This window comes from Achromobacter xylosoxidans A8, assembly GCF_000165835.1.
Lineage (GTDB): Bacteria > Pseudomonadota > Gammaproteobacteria > Burkholderiales > Burkholderiaceae_B > Achromobacter > Achromobacter xylosoxidans_B.
In genome coordinates, this window is record NC_014640.1 from 5019570 (window position 1) to 5037047 (window position 17478).

Below are 17478 nucleotides of genomic sequence, written 5' to 3' on the forward strand. Positions count from 1 at the left end.
CAACCGCCAGAAAGGTTGTTTAGTTTTGTGCAGTAGCGCCGGCATGTTCTTCACACTCCTTAAAAGACCTCGGAAAGATTCGTTCGACTCGATCGATACATTGCGCGGCAGCGGTCCCTGGACCCCCGAAAAATCGCTGCCGCGCAAACGAGGCCACCCATGCCGGAAGTCGTTGTCTATGTCAGAAGCCAGCCTCGGCTGGGTGATCAGATCGTCGCCCTGCCGGCGCTTTATCAACTGAAAACCTGGTGGGCGTCCAGGCGGATCCGGGTGGTCGCCCGCGACGACCTGGCCGGCTTTTACCGGGGCGTGCCCTGGGTCGACGAGTTCGTGCGCGCCGCCACCTTCGGGGACTATCTGCGCACGCTAAAGAGGAACACCCCGGTCTGCGTCAGCCTGCATCACAGCAGCGAGCGCTTTGGCCTGCTCAATCTGCTGCGCCGGCCCGCCTTGCGCTTCGGCTTTCGCAACGAGCGCGTGAGCGATCTGGTCTGGACGCATTGCCACCGCAAGAACATTGCCGAATACATCGGCCTGGCCAATCTGCGCCTGCTGGCCTCCTATCGCGGATTCGACGCCGAGCTCGCGGCGCGGCGCTGCTTCCAGGCGCTGGCGCGCCCGCATATCGATGAAGCGCCGCGCGCCGACGTGGTGCTGATACCCGGCGGCGGTTCAGGCGAGTTCAAGCGCTGGAGCCTGCTGAACTATCTGCGCCTGGCCGAGAGGCTCAAGCTGCTGCTGGGTCAGCACACCCGCTTCCTGTTCGTGCTGGGAGAACAGGAAACCGTCGAACGCGACAAACTCGAAACCTTGCGGCGCCCGGAGTTCTCGATCGCCTATTGCCGCTCCGTGCCGGAGCTCAGCGCCATCATGCTGCGCGCGCGCCTGGTCGTGGCCAACGATTGCGGCCCCTCGCATATCGCGCAAGGCGCCTGCGTGCCCTATGTCGGCGTTTTCAACGAGTCCAATCCCGAGTGGTTCTGGGACCGGCCCTACTCCGCCGCAGTCGTTCCCCGCCATCCCCGCGAAGGCATCAACGCCATCACGCCCGACGACGTGCTGGCCGCCTGCCGCAAAGTCCTGGAGCATCATGCGCATCCTGCATACGTTGGCTGAACGCAGCCTGGGCGGGCTGGAATTCCGCGTCCTCGAACAATCGGCATGGCTGCAACGCCACGGCTACGAAGTCGCCATTGCCGCGCCCGCGGACAGCGAAATCGGGCGCGAAGCGCGGCAGCGCGGTCTGCGCGCCGTGGACATCGCCTTCGACTCCGCCTACTCGCCCGCCACGGTCCTCAAGCTGCGCCGCGCCGTCAAGGCGCTGCGCATCGACATCATCGACAGCCACAGCCGGGCGGACGGCAAGACGGCCGCGCTGTGCCGCGACCTGTGCGCGGTCGTCAGGACGCGCCATTTCGCCAAGCCCATGCGCTCCTCGCCGCGGCGCCGGCTGGAATGGAAACTCGGCTGCGACCACGTCATCGCGACCAGCCTGCTGGGCAAACAGGAAATCCTGGCCGCGCGCCTGGCCGCCCCCGAACAGATCAGCGTGGTCGGAGAATGGGCCGCCGACGAGTTCTTCCTGCCCGGCGACACGCCGCAGGCGCGCCTGCGCACCCGGCAAGCTCTGGGCATGCGCGCTCCCGACAGCGCCTGCGTCATCGCCACCATAGGCATGCTGCGCCCCGAGAAAGGCCAGTCCGACCTGCTGCGCGTGGTGCAGCGGCTGCACGCCCAGGGCATGCCCGCCATTGCGCTGGTGGTCGGCATGCCCACGGCCAGTACCAAGCCCTATGCCTATGCATTGCATCAACTGACTGTCGACCTGGGCATATCCGAGCATGTGGTGTTCGCAGGCCATCGCAACAATGTTGCGGAAATGATCCGCGCCGCCGACGTGGTGCTGGTGCCTTCGGCCACCGAGGCCTGGTCGCGCGTCGTGCCCGAGTCCTATGCGGCGCGGCGCCCCGTGGTCGCCAGCGATGTCGGCGGCCTGCCGGAAATCGTCACGCCGGGCCAGACCGGCTGGCTGGCGCCGCCGGGCGACGTCGCCGCTTACGCAAACCGCATCATGCAGATCCGCGGCAACCCCGCGCAGACTGCGGCCATGGTCGGCAACGCCCGCGCCTACGCGGATGCGAACTTCCGCTTGGCGGGCAAGATGTTCAGCACCCTGGAGGCGTACAAGCGCGCGCTGCGCCCCGGCTGACGGACGATCGTCACGGCGAAAGCGCTATCATGGTGCCCCCGATTTATTTACCCGATTCAGTCCCGTGACCAAGCCCGCCCTACTGCTCGTCCTGGCAATCGCCTTGACGGGTTGCTCCAAGCAGGAAGAAACACCCTGGGAACGGCTGCAAGCCGCCACGCCGAAACTGCAGCTGGACGCCAATACGCCCGAAGCGGCGGTGAAGTCCTGGTGGCAGGTCCGCGACGCGCACGACCGCTACACCGCCACCGCCTGCAAGGAAATGGCCGAGCTGTACCGTCCGTTCAGCGCGGCCGAAGACTCCCTGTCCACGGCGCAGCTCCAGACGCGCCAGAACGGCGACGAAAAGTGCAGCCTCGAAACCTACGAGCGCAGCGTCGTCAACGTCGATGTCCAGTCCGACACGCGCGCCTTCGTCGTCGCCCAGATCCGCAACACCACGCCCTCCACCCCCGGCTTCCCCGTCGACAACGACGAGCGCGACCGCAAGGAACGGGGCGTGCGCATGCAGTACCTGCTGGAACGCGCCGACCAGACCCAGGGCTGGAAGATCGCCCAGGTATTTGGCCGCAACCGCTACTGCGAAGTCGCGCCGGTCAACGGCTGGTGCCCGCTGTACAACCGCGCGGCGGGGTCGGCGAATAGCTACGTCTTTGAGTTCAGCCAGTAGCCGAGGCGAGGGCAAAAGCGCGATCTGCCCGCAGGTGTCGGTGCCCTCTGGTCAGGCATCCAGGATGACAGCGGGCCGTACCCGCACCGCCTTGCCCAGCGTTCGCGCGACCGGCGATGCCTGCGCGGCCCCGCGGACCAGATCCAGCTGCGCCGCCGTCAGCGCCGCCGCGAAGCGCAAGCTGACCTCGAATCCGGTTTCGTGGTCCAGGCGTTCGATGACGACATCCACCGTACTCTCGGGCAAGGCGATGCCCGCCCGCTCCGCGGCCATGTCGATGGACATGCAGACACAGGCCGCAAGCGCGCTTTCAAGCAACTCGTGCGGCCGCATGCCTGTGTTTCCTCCTTTGCCGTCCTTGCGCGTGTCCGAGAGCAGGACATTCTGCCCGTTCGTTACCTCGACACCATAAGGCTCGCCCAGCCGCTTCGCCGTCACCATGTCAGTCTCCTGTTGTGGAATGAAAGGCATGACAGGCTAAGCCCCGATTGGACGTCGAGGAAGGCCTGCGGAGGTACTGGTACCGGCAGTGACAGGATGGGGGGTCGCATCCTCCTTCTGTCGCAGCCATTGCACGGGCGAAAGCGTGGGGCTTGTGCTGATGCGACCGGTCCGCGCCCAGGGCTCCACGCGCGCCGATTGCGGCACATACTCCGCAACCTGAAGGCTTTTCTCCGGCCCCCCCCTACCACCCACCTACTGCACAGGCGACAGGTTCGCCGCCTTCGCCGCCGCGGCATACATCGGAATCTCCCGGGCCATGGTGTCGGCCAGGACCTGCGGCGCACTCCCTACGGGATCGATGCCCAGTTCCAGCAAGCGATTGGCCACGGCGGGCTCGCGCACGGCGAGGGATACGGTGGTCTGCAGCTTCTCGATGACGGCTGGCGGCGTACCCGCCGGGGCGTACAGGGACGACCAGAATGACATGGCGAAGCCCGGCGCGCCGGACTCCGCGACGGTAGGCACGTCGGGCAGCAAGGTAAAGCGCTTCGCCCCCGTGACGGCCAGCGCCTTCAGTCGGCCGCTGCGGATCTGCGGCAATACGGCAGCGGTGTCGATCAGCGCAAAGTCGATCTCATTGGCCAGCAACGCAGCAACCACGGCGGAGTTCCCTTTGTAGTTGACCACCTCCGTTTCCAGGCCGACGCGTTTGGCGAACAGTCCGGTAGCGAGCTGGAAGGAGTTGGCGCCCGAACCTGCGAACAGAGGCTTGCCGCTCTTTTTTCCCTGACCAACCAGATCGGCTACCGAGCGCGCCGAGCTGTCCGCCTTGACGGTCAGGATCATCGGAATGTCTCCGACGAGGGAGATCGGCGCGAAATCGGCGACGGGGTCGTAGTCCAGGTTGTTGTAGATGGCCGGATTGACAGTCATGCCGCTGCTTGGCCCCACCAGCAAGGTGTAGCCGTCCGGCTCCGCCCGTTTGACGGCGCCGATGGCGATGGCGCCGCTGGCGCCGGGCCGGTTCTCCACGATGAAGGGCTGGCCCAGGCGACGTTGCAACTGCTCGGCCATCAGGCGCGCCAGGATATCGTTACCGCCGCCCGGCGCGAAGCCCACGATCATGCGCACGGGCCGCGCCGGATAGTCTTGCGCCGCGGCGCCACAGGCCGACACTGCAAGCACAGCACCTGCCCACAAAGATAAAAACCGTTTCATGCCACACGCTCCATTCGTTGAACCTAGTGCGCCGTTACTGGGGAATGCACGAATGGCCCATTCTCCACCGCCTCGCTACATTGGGCACGACCCAAGGTGCCAGCCGATGCGGCTGGCAGCGACAGCGCGCAACGTATCCCGGAGCCGAGATGGCACCTGAATGGCACAACTGGAGCACCCACGATCACGGCCAGCACGCCCTGGCGTTCTGGCAGGATGCGGTCTGCGCCGGTGTGCTCGATTCTGAATTCCGCGCCGAACCCGACGCCGGATTCGCGGGCACGATGTTCAGCCAGAACCGCGCGGGAGTCCGGCTCGTGAACTTCGCGAGCTCCCCGCACATGATCCGGCGCTCCCAGCGGCAGGTCAGCCGCCTCAATGGCGATCACCTCATGCTCAGCCTGCAATTGCAGGGCAGCGCCTTGATGTCCCAGGGCGACGAGCAGTTGTGCCTGCGGCCGGGAGAATTCGGGCTGCTCGACACCGGGTCCGCATTCGACATTACGTTCCCGGAAGCGACCTCGCGCCGGCTGGTCCTGTTGCCGCGCCACGCCTTGAGCGCGCGCGCCCCAGGCATGCGGCGGCTACGCGCGCCGGCCAGCCTGCCGGCCGACATGCCATTCGCGCCCGTGCTCACCGAAGCCATGCGCCTGCTGACCGATACAGAGGTCAAGCTCCAGGACCGCACCGTCGACACGCTGCTGGATGCCGTCATCGAAATCGTCGCGCTGCAGTGCTCATCCATGGCGGACGCCGCGGCGCCCCCTTCCACCGAACTGAGCTTCGTCGGCGTGAAGCGCCACATCGATACGGCAATCGCCAACCCGGACCTGTCGCCCGCAACGGTGGCCGCCGCCTGCCGCATATCGGTCCGCACCCTGCACCGCCTGTTCGCGCGGCATGCCGCGCTGTCGTTCGAGGCCTACGTGGTGCAGGCCCGCCTGGCGCTCGCGCATGAGCTGCTGGCGGCCGGCAAGACCCGCACGGTCAGCGAGGCCGCCTTCGCCTGCGGCTTCAACAATCTCTCCCACTTCACGCGGCGGTTCTCCGAGCGATACGGCGAATTGCCCGTCAATCTGCTCAAACAAGGGCAGACTCGCAGCTGAATGACGCCCTGGGCGGCGTCCGCTGGCGCGCTGGGTACAGCCCCGCGCAGCTCCCGACGGCAGAATGAGCTTCATCCCGGCCCTGGCCGGCAAGCTTCCGTCGCACCATGCCCAAGACCATCACCATCCACCGCCAAGACGCGGTCCGCGCCGCCACCGAGAGTTGCGTGCATTTCGGCTTCTGCACCGCGGTCTGCCCTACCTACGTGCTCGATGGCGAAGAGCTTGATTCACCGCGCGGCCGGATCGCGCTGGCGCGCGAGATGCTGGACAGCGGCAATGCGCCCAGCCCGGCCGCCGTGCGCCATCTGGACCGCTGCCTGTCCTGTCTGTCGTGCGAAACCACTTGCGCGGCCGGCGTCTCGTATCACGCAATCATCGACGGCGCCCGCGAGCACATCGAACAAAGCAAGGCGCGCCCGCTGACTCAGCGCTTGCTGCGCTCAGCGCTGGCCCGTGTGCTGACGACTCCCGCGCTGCTGCGTCCCGCCGCAGCCGCAGGTCGCTTGCTACGCAGCGTCACGGGCCGCCTGGGCGGGCCGCTGGGCGCTTTGGCCTCCCTCTCCAGCGCCCCCGCGCTGGCGGCGTTCGCGCCGCGGGCCGAGGCCGAACCACAGCCGCCCGCCAACGCGACGCGCCGCGTGGCGCTGCTGGACGGCTGCGCCCAGTCGGTGCTCGGCGCCGAGATCAACGCCTCGGCCAAGCGCCTGCTCACACGCGCTGGCTACGCCGTCGTCGCGGTACCCGGTGTGCAATGCTGCGGCGCACTCGAACTGCACATGGGACGACGCGAGGCCGCCACGCGGCACATGAAACAGGCCGTCCGCAGCTGGTCGGCCGCGCTGCAGGCCGGGCACATCGACACCATCATCAGCACCACCTCAGGCTGCGGTTCCGTTATCAAACGTTATGAAGAACTGCTTTCCGACCGCCCCGAACTGTCGGCGCAAGTGCGCCTCGTGGTCGATGCCACCCAGGACATCGCGCAGATCGCCGCCGGCCTGCCGCTGACCGCCAGCGGCTCGGCGCTAGGCCTGGCCGTTTCCTATCACGACTCCTGTTCGCTCAAGCATGGCCTCAAGATCGAACGGCCGCCGCGCCGCGCACTGGGCAAGCTGGACATGGAAGTGCGCGACATCGCGGAATCGCACCTGTGCTGCGGCTCGGCAGGGACCTACAACATTCTCGAGCCGGCCATCTCGGACCGCCTGGGACAGCGCAAGGCAGGCCACGCCTCGGCTGGCCAGCCGGACGTGATCGCCGCCGGCAACATGGGATGCCTGGTGCAGATCTCGCGCTTCACGTCCGTGCCCGTGGCGCACACGGTCCAGTTGCTGGACTGGGCCACCGGCGGGCCGCCCCCGCGCGGCCTTGAAGACTTCCGGCCCAAGCCGCCGCAGGCGGCGGCCAACGCTCCAACGCCGGCGGCCACGCCGGTTCCGACAACCGCCGGCAGCGGCGACCTTCTGTGGTGAATGACGAATGCCTACCAATGACCCTATCGTAGATTTCGCCAATGCGGCGGCGGCCGAGCTAGGCGCGGACGCCATCACGCTGGGCGACGACGTCCTCGGACGCTACGGCGAACATACGCTGCCCAGCGCCGACGTGCGCCCCGGCGCCGTCGCCTATCCCGACTCGACCGAGGCCGTGCAAACGCTGGTGCGCCTGGCCAATCGGTTCCGCGTTCAGCTCTATCCCATCAGCAATGGCCAAAACATCGGCCTGGGCACCCGCTCGCCCATCCGTCCCGGCCAGGTGGTGGTGGACCTGGGGCGGCGCATGAACCGCATCCTGGAAGTCAACGAGACGCTGGGCTATTGCGTGCTCGAACCCGGCGTGAGCTTTCGCGCCATGCACGACGAGCTGCAGCGCCGGGAAAGCAAACTGATGATCTCGCCCACCGCGGGCCCGTCGCAGGGCAGCATCCTCGCGAACGCCCTGGACAAGGGCGGCGGCAGCGGCGCCTACGCCGATCATTTCGGCATGAGCTGCGGCATGGAGGTGGTGCTCGGCAATGGCGACGTGATCCGCACCGGCGACGGCAGCCTGGCCGGGTCCTCGCATCCCAACTGGCACGTTTCCAAATACAGCTTCGGCCCGACGCTGGACGGTCTGTTCTCTCAATCCAACTTCGGCATCGTCACCCGCGTGGGCATGTGGCTCATGCCGCGGCCGCCGCATATCGAACCCTTCTTTTTCACCTTCCCCGACGACGAAGACCTGGGCGAGATCGTCGAACGCATCCGTCCCCTGAAGCTGAGCAACTTCGTGCCGACGCTGATCCGCGCCACCAACGACTTGTATCTGCTGTCCTCGGCGGCCACCAACCCGGAGTACGCAGCCAACGGCGGCAAGCGCGCGCTATCCGACGAGGGCCGCGCCGCGCTGCGGCGGCAGTATGACCTGGGATCCTGGACCGTATCGGGCGCCGTGTACGGCGCCAGCCGTGCCGCCGTGCAGCCCCAGATCGACCGCATCGCCCAGCATTTCCTGGCCTCGGGCAAGGGACGCCAGATTCCCATGGAGGAAGCTGAGGACATCGGCCCCCTGCACATCGCCATCAACTCCAACACCGGCGTGCCGACCGACAGCGAATTGAAGATGCTGGGCTGGCGCCCGGGCGGCGGCGCGATCTGGCTGTCGGCGGGCTCCCCCGTCGCGGGCGACATCGTCAACGACCTGCAGGCGCAGGCGCGCCGCATCTGCCACGACCACGGGCTGGAATACCTGCTGTCGAACGTTTGCGGCGCGCGCTTCGCCCGCGCCATCCACGCGATCATCTACAACCGCGAAGACGCCGACGAAACCGCCCGCGCAGACGCCTGCTACCGGGCGCTGGCCCAGCTGTTCGCCGAGCGCGGGATCTTCGTAGGCCGGGCGCCGACCATGTACCACGGGTTCCATCAGGCCCAGCGCATGCCGGAGTTCGTGTCTGCCTGCGCGTCGATCAAAGCCGCGCTGGACCCGAATGGCGTCATCGCCCCGGGCAAATACGGCATCGAGTGAAGATGGACTCCCGGGGCGTGCTGCGCCCCGGGCAGCGGCGGGCAGCACGCCCCCCTTCTCTCAAACCAGGCGGGGTGGAAGTATCCCCCGCTCCATCAGCACCCCAAGCCAGTGCTTGACGCAAGCTTCGGTATCGTAGGTCTGCGTGAAGCCCGCCTGCTTGATCTTCACCGTGCTGACAAAGGCCGGAGGGGGCGGCGCTTTCAGGCCGTAGCCGAACCGGGCATCGGCGGAAAAATGGGATTCGCCCAGGATCTGGCCCATGCTCAAGGGCCGCAAGCCATGCCGCTTGACGATCTCGTCCCATAACTGCGCGCGGCTGGGCAGATATTCGGCCAGGCAGACGGGCTGGTCCGGCCCCGCTTCGACGCACAGGAACTCCGCCAGCGACGGCCACAGATCGCGCCAACTGAAGACTTCGCCGTTGGTCAGGTTGTAGTGTTCGTTCCAGGATTGCGGGTTCTCAGCTGCCCAGACGCCCGCATCGCCGATGAGGCGCACGTCCACGGCTTCGCGTGGGTAGGAAATATGCCCCGGATAGCCGAACGGCTTGCCTTCCGCTTGGCACAGCGCCGCATAGACGCCGATCACCGGCACGGTATTCATCGCCACGCCCACGTTGGGGCCGACCACGATGGTGGGACGGAATATCGTCCAACCAAAGCCGCACTGCGCGGCCCTTTCCCGAATGTAGTCTTCCTGGAACCAGTAAGAGTTCGGATGGTCGTCCCGAGGCTGACGCTCGCGCGCCGGAATGCGGATCGGGTGCAGGTGCACGCCATAGGCCTTGGTGCCTTGCAGCACCGTGACATGGCGCAGCCCGCCGCTGCGGCTCAGCGGCTCGATCACGTGCCTGATCATGCTCAGGTTGGTGGACATCTGCTCCGCGTCCTGCCAGCCCGCAATGAGGCCGGGCTTTTCATAGACGGCCGCATAGAAGACATGCGTGACTTGCGGCAAGGACTCGAAGGCGCGGCGGCAGGCCTCGGCGTCCTGCAGGTCAACCTGCAAATGCGTGAACGGCCGTTGGCTGATGATTTCCGGGCGCCGCCGGGAGACGGCGATGACTTCCCAGCCGGCGTTCAGGAAGGAGTCGACGGCAGCAGAGCCGACCAAGCCGCTGGCGCCAGTGACGATAACGGTGCGCGACATGATTCCCTCAATCCATGACCAGGTTGATCTGCTTGAACAGCTGCTTGAAGCGCACGTACTCATCCGCCATGCGCTTGCCGAAGTCCTCGCGGCTGTCCGTGGACGGAACTATGCCCAGGCCGGCGAATTTCTCTTGCGTTTCAGGGTTGCTCACCGCCTTGACGATCTCGTCGTGAAGGCGATCCAGGATGGCCTGCGGCGTACCGGCGGGCGCGACGATGCCGTACCAGGCGACGCTTTCGGCGCCCGGCAGGCCGGCTTCGGCAACGGTGGGCACGTCCGGCAGCAGCGGCGAGCGTTTGGTATCGGCCACGGCCAGGGCACGCAGCTGGCCGGACTTCACGAAAGACAGGATGGGCGGAACGCCGCTGATGACCATCTGGGTGCGCCCGCCCAGGGTGTCGGTGATGGCGTCGCTATTGCCCTTGTAAGGCACGTGCAGGATCTCGGTCTTGGACAGGTGCTGGAAAAGTTCGCCCGCGATATGGCCGCTGGTGCCGACGCCCGCCGAGGCGTAATTGACCTTGTTCGGATTGGCCTTGATGTAGGCGATCAATTCCTTCAGGTTCGTCACCGGGATCGAAGGGTTGACCAGGATGACGTTCGGGCCCGTGGCCACCAGGGCGACCGGCGCCAGATCCTTGAGCGCGTCATAGGGCATTTTTTTGCGGGCATTGGGATTGACCGTGATCGGCCCGGCGGACGCGAAACCGATGGTGTAGCCATCCTTGGCAGACTTGGCGACGATGTCGGTACCCAGGTCGCCGCCGGCGCCGGGCTTGTTCTCGACGATCACCGGCTGGCCGAGCTGCTCGCTCAACGGTTTGGCAACCAGGCGCGCAATGATGTCGATGGAGCTGCCCGGGCCAAACGTGGCGATCAGGCGGATGGGGCGCGCGGGATAGGCATCGGCGGCCTGCGCGCTGGTGAAGGCGGCCAGGCTCAGGGCCAGCCCGGCAATCAATCGGTAGGAAATCATGGTGTTGTCTCCGGTGTGCAGTGATTTTTTTTGCGTGGATGGGGAGCGTGCCAGGCGAGTCAATCGCCGTGCGAGTACATCGGATTGCCGGGATGCGGCAGGCGCGCGCGCAGAATGACGCCCTGCTCCGCTTCGGTGATGTACAAGGTGCGCATGTCCTCGCCGCCAAAGGCGACATTGGTGGTGCGCATGCCTGCGCAGGACCGGATGCGGTAGAGGGGTTCGCCCAAGGGGCTGAACAGCCATACGGTGCCTGCCTGGGCATGGACGATGGCCAGGTTGCCGGCGCTGTCGATGGCCATGCCATCCGGCCCGGCCGTGCTGCCGGATAGCTGGATGAACCGGCTGGCCTTCTTCATCTGGCCGCCGGGCTCCAGGCGCAGCGCATAGATCGCATTGTCGTGCGTGATTGCCACATAAAGCACATTCTCGGCCTTGTTCATGACCAGGCCGTTGGGCCCGGCCAGGCCGTCCATCAGGAGGTCTACGGTCTTGCCATCGGCGCGCAGGCGGAAGACGCGGCCGGTCGGGTTCTCCAGCGCGCTTTCGCCCTGGTCGGTGAAGTACAGGTCGCCGTTGGATGCGAAGAACAGATCGTTCAGGCCCTTCAGGCCTTCGCGCTGCACATGCTGCAGGTACGGCCGGATGCTGCGGGCTGCGGGATCCAGCAGCATGAGGCCGTGGAGGTGGTCGGCAACGAAGATGCGCCCATCGCGATGGATCTTCAAGCCGTTGGGTTCGCCTTCGTAGCTGACGACGACTTCGAAGTTGCCTGCCGGGTCCACGCGCAGGATGCGCCCGTGCGCCAGATCGACGCACCACAGATTGCCGGCGCGATCGAAGGCAGGCCCTTCCAGGAAGGAGTGCATCTTCACGTGCCGCGCCGCGAGCCAGGTCGAAGGCTGTTCGGTCAAGTGCAGGGATTCGGGCAGCCGGGCGAACACCTCGGTGCCCATGGGTTCAGCGGGAGGATACATTGCGGGTCCTTTCAGGATTGCGGTTGGCTGCCTGGAAGCTCGATTCCCAGCATCAGCGAACTGAGCGACTTGCCGTGCGGATCCAGGCGCAGCGAGCGCGTGACGCCGCCGGATAGCACGTTCGGGATGACGAAATTCAGCGCTCTCAGGCTTGCCACCTCGTAGCGCCGCACCTTCCCTGCTCCCAGATGGGCGAAGGCCTGTTCGACGCATTCGGCGGTCAGCGCCTGGCGCAGCACGCGCCAGCCGTCGTCGTCGTAAGCAATGACGGCGATGCTCGAGGTATTGCCCTTGTCGCCGGCGCGCGCATGCGCGAGGTCGTAAACCAGAATGCTCATGCTCAAGCTCCCAAGGTAATCACTTCCGGGGTGACCCAGCCGCGCGGAATCAGCAAGGCATCCACGGCGATGACCTCCTTGGCGCCCAGGTTGACCGGGCCGCCTGCGCCATAGGGCCCCTGCATGTTCAACTGCCGCACGTGGTCGCCGAGCCGGTGGGCGCTTTTCTTGTCGGGGCAGCGCGCGGCGACCCGCAGGCGGACCTCGTAGGGCTGGCTCGCCAGGGCTTGAGCATGGTCGCCATGCAGGCTGCTGATGCCGATCAGGTCGACCTGGATCTCGCTGGCTACGCCGCCATCGAAGCGGAACCTTTCCTTCACCGTGTCGGCCGCCAGCCGGGCCCGGGCGATGGCGTTGACGCCCGCGTAGGCGACTTCGCCCGAACCTATCCAGCCGTCGAAGTAGCCGACCACGACCTTGTAGCTGTCGGTGCGTGGCGCGGCGTGAAACCCGCGCACGGCCACCCGGTCAGCGTTCTGCTCTTCGAAATTCAGGCCTTCCAGGTTCAGTACGCAATCGGGCGTGATGTAGGCCGCCGGATCGTGAATCTCGTACAGTGCCTGCTCGGTGCAGGTCATGCGGTCGAGGCGGCCGCCCGAGCCAGCGGGCTTGCCTATGTAGAGCTCGCCGTCGCCGTACAGATCGGCATAGGGGTAGGCCAGCTCGGCCAATCTTGGAACGTCTTTCTTGCCGGGGTCGGCGAAGTAACCGCCCGTGATCTGGGCGGAGCACTCCAGCAGGTGGCCCATGATGGTGCCGGCCGCCAACCTGGGCAGGTCGTCATAGCCCCAGCCATGATGATGCAGCGCCACGCCCAGAAACAGCGAGGGATCGGCCACCCGGCCTGTCATCACCACGTGGGCGCCGGTGGCCAGCGCATCGCGCACGACATCGGCGCCCAGATAAGCGTTCGCGGAGGCCAACCGGGGCAGGATCGATTCCAGCGGCAGGTCGCGATCCATCAGGCGCAGCTCGGGATGCTGGCGCACCCGGTCGGTCACATCGTCGCCGACGACGGCGGCGCATTTCAGCTCATGCCAGCCCAAGTCCCGGCCGATGTCGAGTGCCGCCTGGGCGGCACCGGCCGGATTGGCCGCGCCCATGTTGGACACCAGCCGCACGCCCTGCTCCCGGCATGCGGGCAGAAAGGCGCGCATGCGCTCCTGCAGCATCGGGTTATAGCCGTGAGCCCCGTCGTGCTTGCGCGACAGCGTTTCGCGCGCGATCGTCCGCTCGGCCAGGCACTCGCACACCAGGTAGTCGATATCGCAGTCTTCCAGCAATGGCATGGCGGGGCCGATGCGGTCATCGGCCATGCCGGCGCCGACGCCGATGCGCAGCCGCTTGCGCGGGTCATTCATGTCTGTCTCCGTCCGTGTTTACGGTTCGGACCAGTATCGTGCGACTTTCCTGATCTGGAAATTGATATATTTATATCTTGGTAATAACTCAAACGCATCACGCAAGCGAATGACCCTGACCATTTCCGAATTGGAGGCCGTGCTGCTGGTGGCCGAGACGCTCAACTTCCGCATGGCCGCGGAACGCGCGCACATCTCCCAGCCCGCGCTCAGCCGGCGGGTGCAGGCCGCCGAGCAAAAACTCGACGCCAGGCTCTTCGACCGCGACAAGCACGGCGTCGCGCTTACCGCCGCCGGCGCGGAACTGGTGCCCATTGCGATGCGCATGCTGTCGGAGTTCCGCGATTCGCTCAGCGATCTGTCGGAGTTCATTGCGGGCCGTCGCGGCAGCATCAATGTCTGGGCCCTGCCCTCGGTCGCCTCCGCCCTGCTGCCGGCGGCAGCGCGCGCCTTCCAGAAGTCGCATCCGCAGGTGCGGCTGAACATCCACGCGGTCTCTGCGCGCCAGATCACGCAGGCCGTATCGGAAGGCAACGCCGACATCGGCATATCCATCGAAATTCCGGACCAGCCGGCTAGCGTGACCTTCTCTGCGCTGCTGCAAGAGAAATTCGTCCTGATCTGCCCCATCGACGATCCGCTGGCGCGCAAAAAGCGCGTGGACTGGAGTGTTTTCGCCGACCGTCCCTATATCGCGAGCGGTCCGGCCAGCAGCATCCGCCAGGTTACCGACCGGATTCTTGCCGCCTCGGGGCGGATGCCGGAGATGAACTACGTGTCCGACAATATTTCGGTGGTGGGCGCGATGGTGGCCGCCGGAGTCGGCATCGCGGCGGTCCCGCAGTTGGCTCTGCGTTTGATGGACGCCACGCGCCTGTGCAGCTTGGCGCTGCATTCGCCCAGCGCCACGCGGGAAATCGGCATATTGCTCAAGAAGCAGCGCTCCTTGTCGGCGGCAGCGCTGCATTTCCTGGATACCTTGCGGCAGACAGACCCGGCCTAGGGTCGCGCGAGAGGCAAGGCCGATCGCAACCGCAGGAGCTTTATCAGTTGTTGAAGCAGCGGCTGCAATAGGAGGTAGTCGGACGTAGCGCACTCTCACCACCGGCTCAGGCTCTTCCCGCTTGAGTTCTGTTTAGAACAATTAGGCAGAATTTTTGAACTTTTAGGCAGAATTCCGATTTAAAGAAGTGATTCACTCACGGTTCAGGCAAGCTTTCTCCGGCCATGCCCGCCCTCCAAGGATTCCTCCATGACCCAACTTCAAATCAACGGCCAGGCTAAGGATATCGACGTCCCGGGCGAAACGCCCCTGCTCTGGACTTTACGGGATGAACTCGGCATGACCGGCACCAAGTTCGGGTGCGGCATGGCATTGTGCGGCGCCTGTACCGTGCACATGGACGGCGCGCCGATCCGGTCCTGTATCACCCCGCTCTCCGCCGTGGCTGGCCACAGCATCACGACCATCGAAGGGATAGAGGCGGATGCGGTCGGCCGGGCCGTGCAGCAAGCCTGGATAGAACAGAACGTTGCCCAATGCGGCTACTGCCAGGCGGGCCAGATCATGACCGCGGTAAGCCTGCTCAAGGCCTCGGCGCAGCCGACGGATCAAGACATCGAGGACGCCATGAGCGGCAATATCTGCCGTTGCGGCACCTACCCCCGCATCCGCGCAGCCATCCAGCAGGCTGCCAAGCTCCTGGCCCAGGGAGGCAAGCAATGACGCACACTGCTCAACTTTCCCGGCGCGGCTTTCTGCTGGGCGCCTTGGGCGCGTTCACCCTGACGGTCACGGCCAAAGGTTTGATCACGACAGCCTGGGCCGCCGAGCCCTCCGCCCAGAAGTACGGCGCTGACAGCATGCCCGGCGGCACCGTCGACGATCCGCTGGTTTTCGTCAGCATCGCCGCGGATGGCACCGTCACCATCATCGCGCACCGCGCCGAAATGGGCACGGGCGTGCGCACCAGCCTGCCCATGGTGGTGGCCGACGAGATGGAAGCGCGCTGGGAGCGCGTGAAAGTCGTACAGGCGCAGGCCGATGAAGCGCGCTATGGCAACCAGAACGTGGATGGCTCGCGCAGCGTGCGCCACTTCCTGATGCCCATGCGGCGCGTCGGCGCGGCCGCCCGCCAGATGCTCGAAGCCGCGGCGGCGGCGCGCTGGTCCGTTCCGCTGGCCGAGGTCAAGGCGGTGCAACATGAGGTGCTGCATCAGCCATCCGGCCGCCGTTTGACTTATGGCGAGCTGGCGGCCGATGCGGCCAAACAGCCTGTCCCCACGGGCGACGCGCTCAAGCTCAAGGATCGGAAAGAGTTCCGCTACATCGGGAAGGACCAGGTGCGCCTGGTGGACCTGGAGGCCATCGGCAAGGGCCAGGCCAGCTACGGCATGGATATGCGGCTGCCTGGCATGGTCTATGCCGTCGTCGCGCGCCCACCGGTCGTCGGCGGCAAGCTGCGCCGTCTCGACAGCGCCAAGGCGCTGGCCGTGCCCGGAGTGCTGAAGGTCGTGGAGATTCCGCCGATGCAAGGGGCACCCGCGTTCCAGCCCCTGGGCGGCGTCGCAATCGTCGCGCGCAACACCTGGGCGGCGCGTCAAGGCCGCGACGCGCTGGAAATCGAATGGGACGATGGCCCCAACGCCAGCTATGACTCAAGCGCCTACCGCCAGACGCTGGAATCGGCGGCGCGCAAGCCTGGCAAGACGATGCGCAGCCAGGGCGATGCCGCGCAAGCCTGGGCCAAGGCGCCCGAAGCCGAGCGCGTCGCCGCGGAGTACTACGTTCCCCATCTGGCCCATGCCTCGATGGAGCCGCCGGCCGCCACCGTCCGGATCAAGGATGGCCGCGCCGAGGTCTGGACGTCGGTCCAGAACCCCATCGCCGCACGCGATGCCGTCGCCATCCGGCTGAAACTGGAGCCCGCCAAGGTCACGGTCAATGTCTTGCTGCTGGGCGGCGGGTTCGGCCGCAAGTCCAAGCCCGATTTCGTGGACGAGGCCGCCATCGTCGCCCGTGCCATGCCCGAAGGCACGCCAGTCAAGCTGGTGTGGACGCGTGAGGACGACATTCATCATGACTATCTGCATACCGTGTCGGTCGAACGCCTGGAGGCCGTCCTGGACCAGAACGGCCAAGTCCAGTCCTGGCTGCACCGCAGCGCCGCCCCCACCATCGCCTCTCTCTTCGCGGAAGGCGCCAAGGGCCAGCAGCTGTTCGAATCGGCCATGTCGGCCATCAACATGCCGTACCGCATTCCCAACGTCCAGGTGGAAACGGCCGAAGTGGAAGCCCATGCCCGCATCGGCTGGTTCCGCTCGGTAGCCAACATTCCGCATGCCTACGCGGCCCAGTGCTTCATTGCCGAATTGGCCCACCGCGCGGGCAAGGACCCCAGGGATTTCGCGCTCGACCTCATCGGCCCGGCGCGCAGGATCGACCCGGGCACGATGGCCGACACCTGGAATTACTCGGAATCCCCCGAGCGCTACCCCTATGACACAGGCCGCCTGCGCGGCGTGATCGAAGCGGCTTGCCAAGGCGCGGAATGGGGCAGAACCCTGCCCCAGGGCCATGGCCTCGGGCTGGCATTCTGCTACAGCTTCATGAGCTACACCGCCACCGTGGTCGAAGTGGCCGTGGATGCAAAGGGCGAGGTGCGCGTGGTGGCCGTGGACATGGCGATGGACTGCGGCCCGCAAATCAACCCCGAACGCATCCGCGCGCAGATGGAAGGCGGCGCCATCATGGGCCTGGGGCTTGCCCTTGCCAGCGAGATTACGTTCGAGCAGGGCCGCGTGAAGCAGAGCAACTTCCACGACTATGAAGTGCTGCGCCACAATGCTTCGCCGCGCGTGATCCGCACGCATCTGGTCAACGACGATCACGCCCTGCCTCCGGGCGGCGTGGGCGAACCCCCGGTACCGCCCGTGGCGCCCGCGCTGTGCAACGCCATCTTTGCCGCCACCGGCAAGCGGATCCGCAGCCTGCCGGTGCGCAGGGTAGCCTAGG

The 17478-nt window shown here is 66.2% G+C and carries 16 protein-coding genes; 9 read left to right on the top strand and 7 right to left on the bottom strand.

Translation table 11 applies throughout. The features are described 5' to 3' along the window. Window positions 1-159: 159 nt before the first annotated feature. The 3 genes from AXYL_RS23280 (at window position 160) to AXYL_RS23290 (ending at window position 2879) form a co-directional block, all read left to right on the top strand. Window positions 160-1116, top strand: coding sequence for a glycosyltransferase family 9 protein (locus tag AXYL_RS23280; RefSeq protein ID WP_013395322.1), 957 nt, complete (start codon window positions 160-162; stop codon window positions 1114-1116). Then, window positions 1091-2209, top strand: coding sequence for a glycosyltransferase family 4 protein (locus AXYL_RS23285; RefSeq protein ID WP_013395323.1), 1119 nt, complete (start codon window positions 1091-1093; stop codon window positions 2207-2209). The genes AXYL_RS23280 and AXYL_RS23285 overlap by 26 nt, the downstream gene beginning before the upstream one ends. A 64-nt stretch (window positions 2210-2273) precedes the next feature. Continuing rightward, entirely contained in the window at window positions 2274-2879 is a 606-nt protein-coding gene (locus AXYL_RS23290) for a hypothetical protein (RefSeq protein WP_013395324.1), read from the top strand. A gap of 51 nt (window positions 2880-2930) precedes the next feature. Here the strand turns inward: AXYL_RS23290 and AXYL_RS23295 are convergent, their stop codons facing one another. Next, entirely contained in the window at window positions 2931-3320 is a 390-nt protein-coding gene (locus tag AXYL_RS23295) for an OsmC family protein (RefSeq protein WP_013395325.1), read from the bottom strand. A gap of 255 nt (window positions 3321-3575) precedes the next feature. Further along, a complete protein-coding gene (locus AXYL_RS23300) occupies window positions 3576-4541 on the bottom strand; it encodes a Bug family tripartite tricarboxylate transporter substrate binding protein (protein WP_013395326.1) in 966 nt (321 codons plus the stop codon). Window positions 4542-4690: 149 nt separating this feature from the next. Between AXYL_RS23300 and AXYL_RS23305 the strand changes: the two genes are divergently transcribed. From AXYL_RS23305 to AXYL_RS23315, 3 genes are all read left to right on the top strand, one after another. After that, on the top strand, window positions 4691-5647 hold the full coding sequence (locus AXYL_RS23305) for a helix-turn-helix domain-containing protein (protein WP_013395327.1): 957 nt from the start codon (window positions 4691-4693) through the stop codon (window positions 5645-5647). Window positions 5648-5754: 107 nt separating this feature from the next. Further along, the gene (gene glcF, locus AXYL_RS23310) at window positions 5755-7122 is read left to right on the top strand and encodes a glycolate oxidase subunit GlcF (RefSeq protein ID WP_013395328.1); all 1368 of its coding nucleotides are present in this window, start codon (window positions 5755-5757) and stop codon (window positions 7120-7122) included. Between the two features lie 7 nt (window positions 7123-7129). After that, window positions 7130-8656: an FAD-binding oxidoreductase gene (locus tag AXYL_RS23315; RefSeq protein ID WP_013395329.1), complete on the top strand. Its 1527-nt coding sequence runs from the start codon at window positions 7130-7132 to the stop codon at window positions 8654-8656. A 60-nt stretch (window positions 8657-8716) separates the two neighbouring features. On the opposite strand, the gene AXYL_RS23320 is transcribed toward AXYL_RS23315, so the two are convergent. Genes AXYL_RS23320 through AXYL_RS23340 form a run of 5 tightly spaced genes read right to left on the bottom strand, consistent with a single transcriptional unit; the run spans window position 8717 to window position 13463 of the window. After that, window positions 8717-9808 (bottom strand): SDR family oxidoreductase, encoded by a 1092-nt coding sequence (locus AXYL_RS23320; RefSeq protein WP_013395330.1) that lies wholly within the window; start codon window positions 9806-9808, stop codon window positions 8717-8719. Window positions 9809-9815: 7 nt separating this feature from the next. Next, window positions 9816-10787 carry a Bug family tripartite tricarboxylate transporter substrate binding protein gene (locus tag AXYL_RS23325; RefSeq protein WP_013395331.1) on the bottom strand — a complete coding sequence of 324 codons (972 nt, stop codon included), beginning with the start codon at window positions 10785-10787 and terminating at the stop codon, window positions 9816-9818. A 59-nt stretch (window positions 10788-10846) separates the two neighbouring features. Continuing rightward, the gene (locus AXYL_RS23330) at window positions 10847-11764 is read right to left on the bottom strand and encodes an SMP-30/gluconolactonase/LRE family protein (protein ID WP_013395332.1); all 918 of its coding nucleotides are present in this window, start codon (window positions 11762-11764) and stop codon (window positions 10847-10849) included. Between the two features lie 11 nt (window positions 11765-11775). Further along, window positions 11776-12102, bottom strand: a complete 327-nt coding sequence (locus tag AXYL_RS23335) for a hypothetical protein (RefSeq protein WP_013395333.1) — start codon at window positions 12100-12102, stop codon at window positions 11776-11778. 2 nt (window positions 12103-12104) lie between these two features. Further along, a complete protein-coding gene (locus AXYL_RS23340) occupies window positions 12105-13463 on the bottom strand; it encodes an acyclic terpene utilization AtuA family protein (RefSeq protein WP_013395334.1) in 1359 nt (452 codons plus the stop codon). A gap of 109 nt (window positions 13464-13572) precedes the next feature. On the opposite strand from AXYL_RS23340, the gene AXYL_RS23345 reads away from it, so the two are divergent. The 3 genes from AXYL_RS23345 to AXYL_RS23355 all read left to right on the top strand — a co-directional run bounded on the left by AXYL_RS23345 (window position 13573) and on the right by AXYL_RS23355 (window position 17477). Next, the gene (locus AXYL_RS23345) at window positions 13573-14466 is read left to right on the top strand and encodes a LysR family transcriptional regulator (RefSeq protein WP_013395335.1); all 894 of its coding nucleotides are present in this window, start codon (window positions 13573-13575) and stop codon (window positions 14464-14466) included. A gap of 249 nt (window positions 14467-14715) precedes the next feature. Next, complete coding sequence (locus AXYL_RS23350) at window positions 14716-15189, top strand: (2Fe-2S)-binding protein (protein WP_013395336.1); 474 nt, start codon at window positions 14716-14718, stop codon at window positions 15187-15189. Next, entirely contained in the window at window positions 15186-17477 is a 2292-nt protein-coding gene (locus tag AXYL_RS23355; RefSeq protein WP_013395337.1) for a xanthine dehydrogenase family protein molybdopterin-binding subunit, read from the top strand. Before AXYL_RS23350 ends, AXYL_RS23355 begins: the two co-directional genes overlap by 4 nt. Window position 17478: the final 1 nt, after the last annotated feature.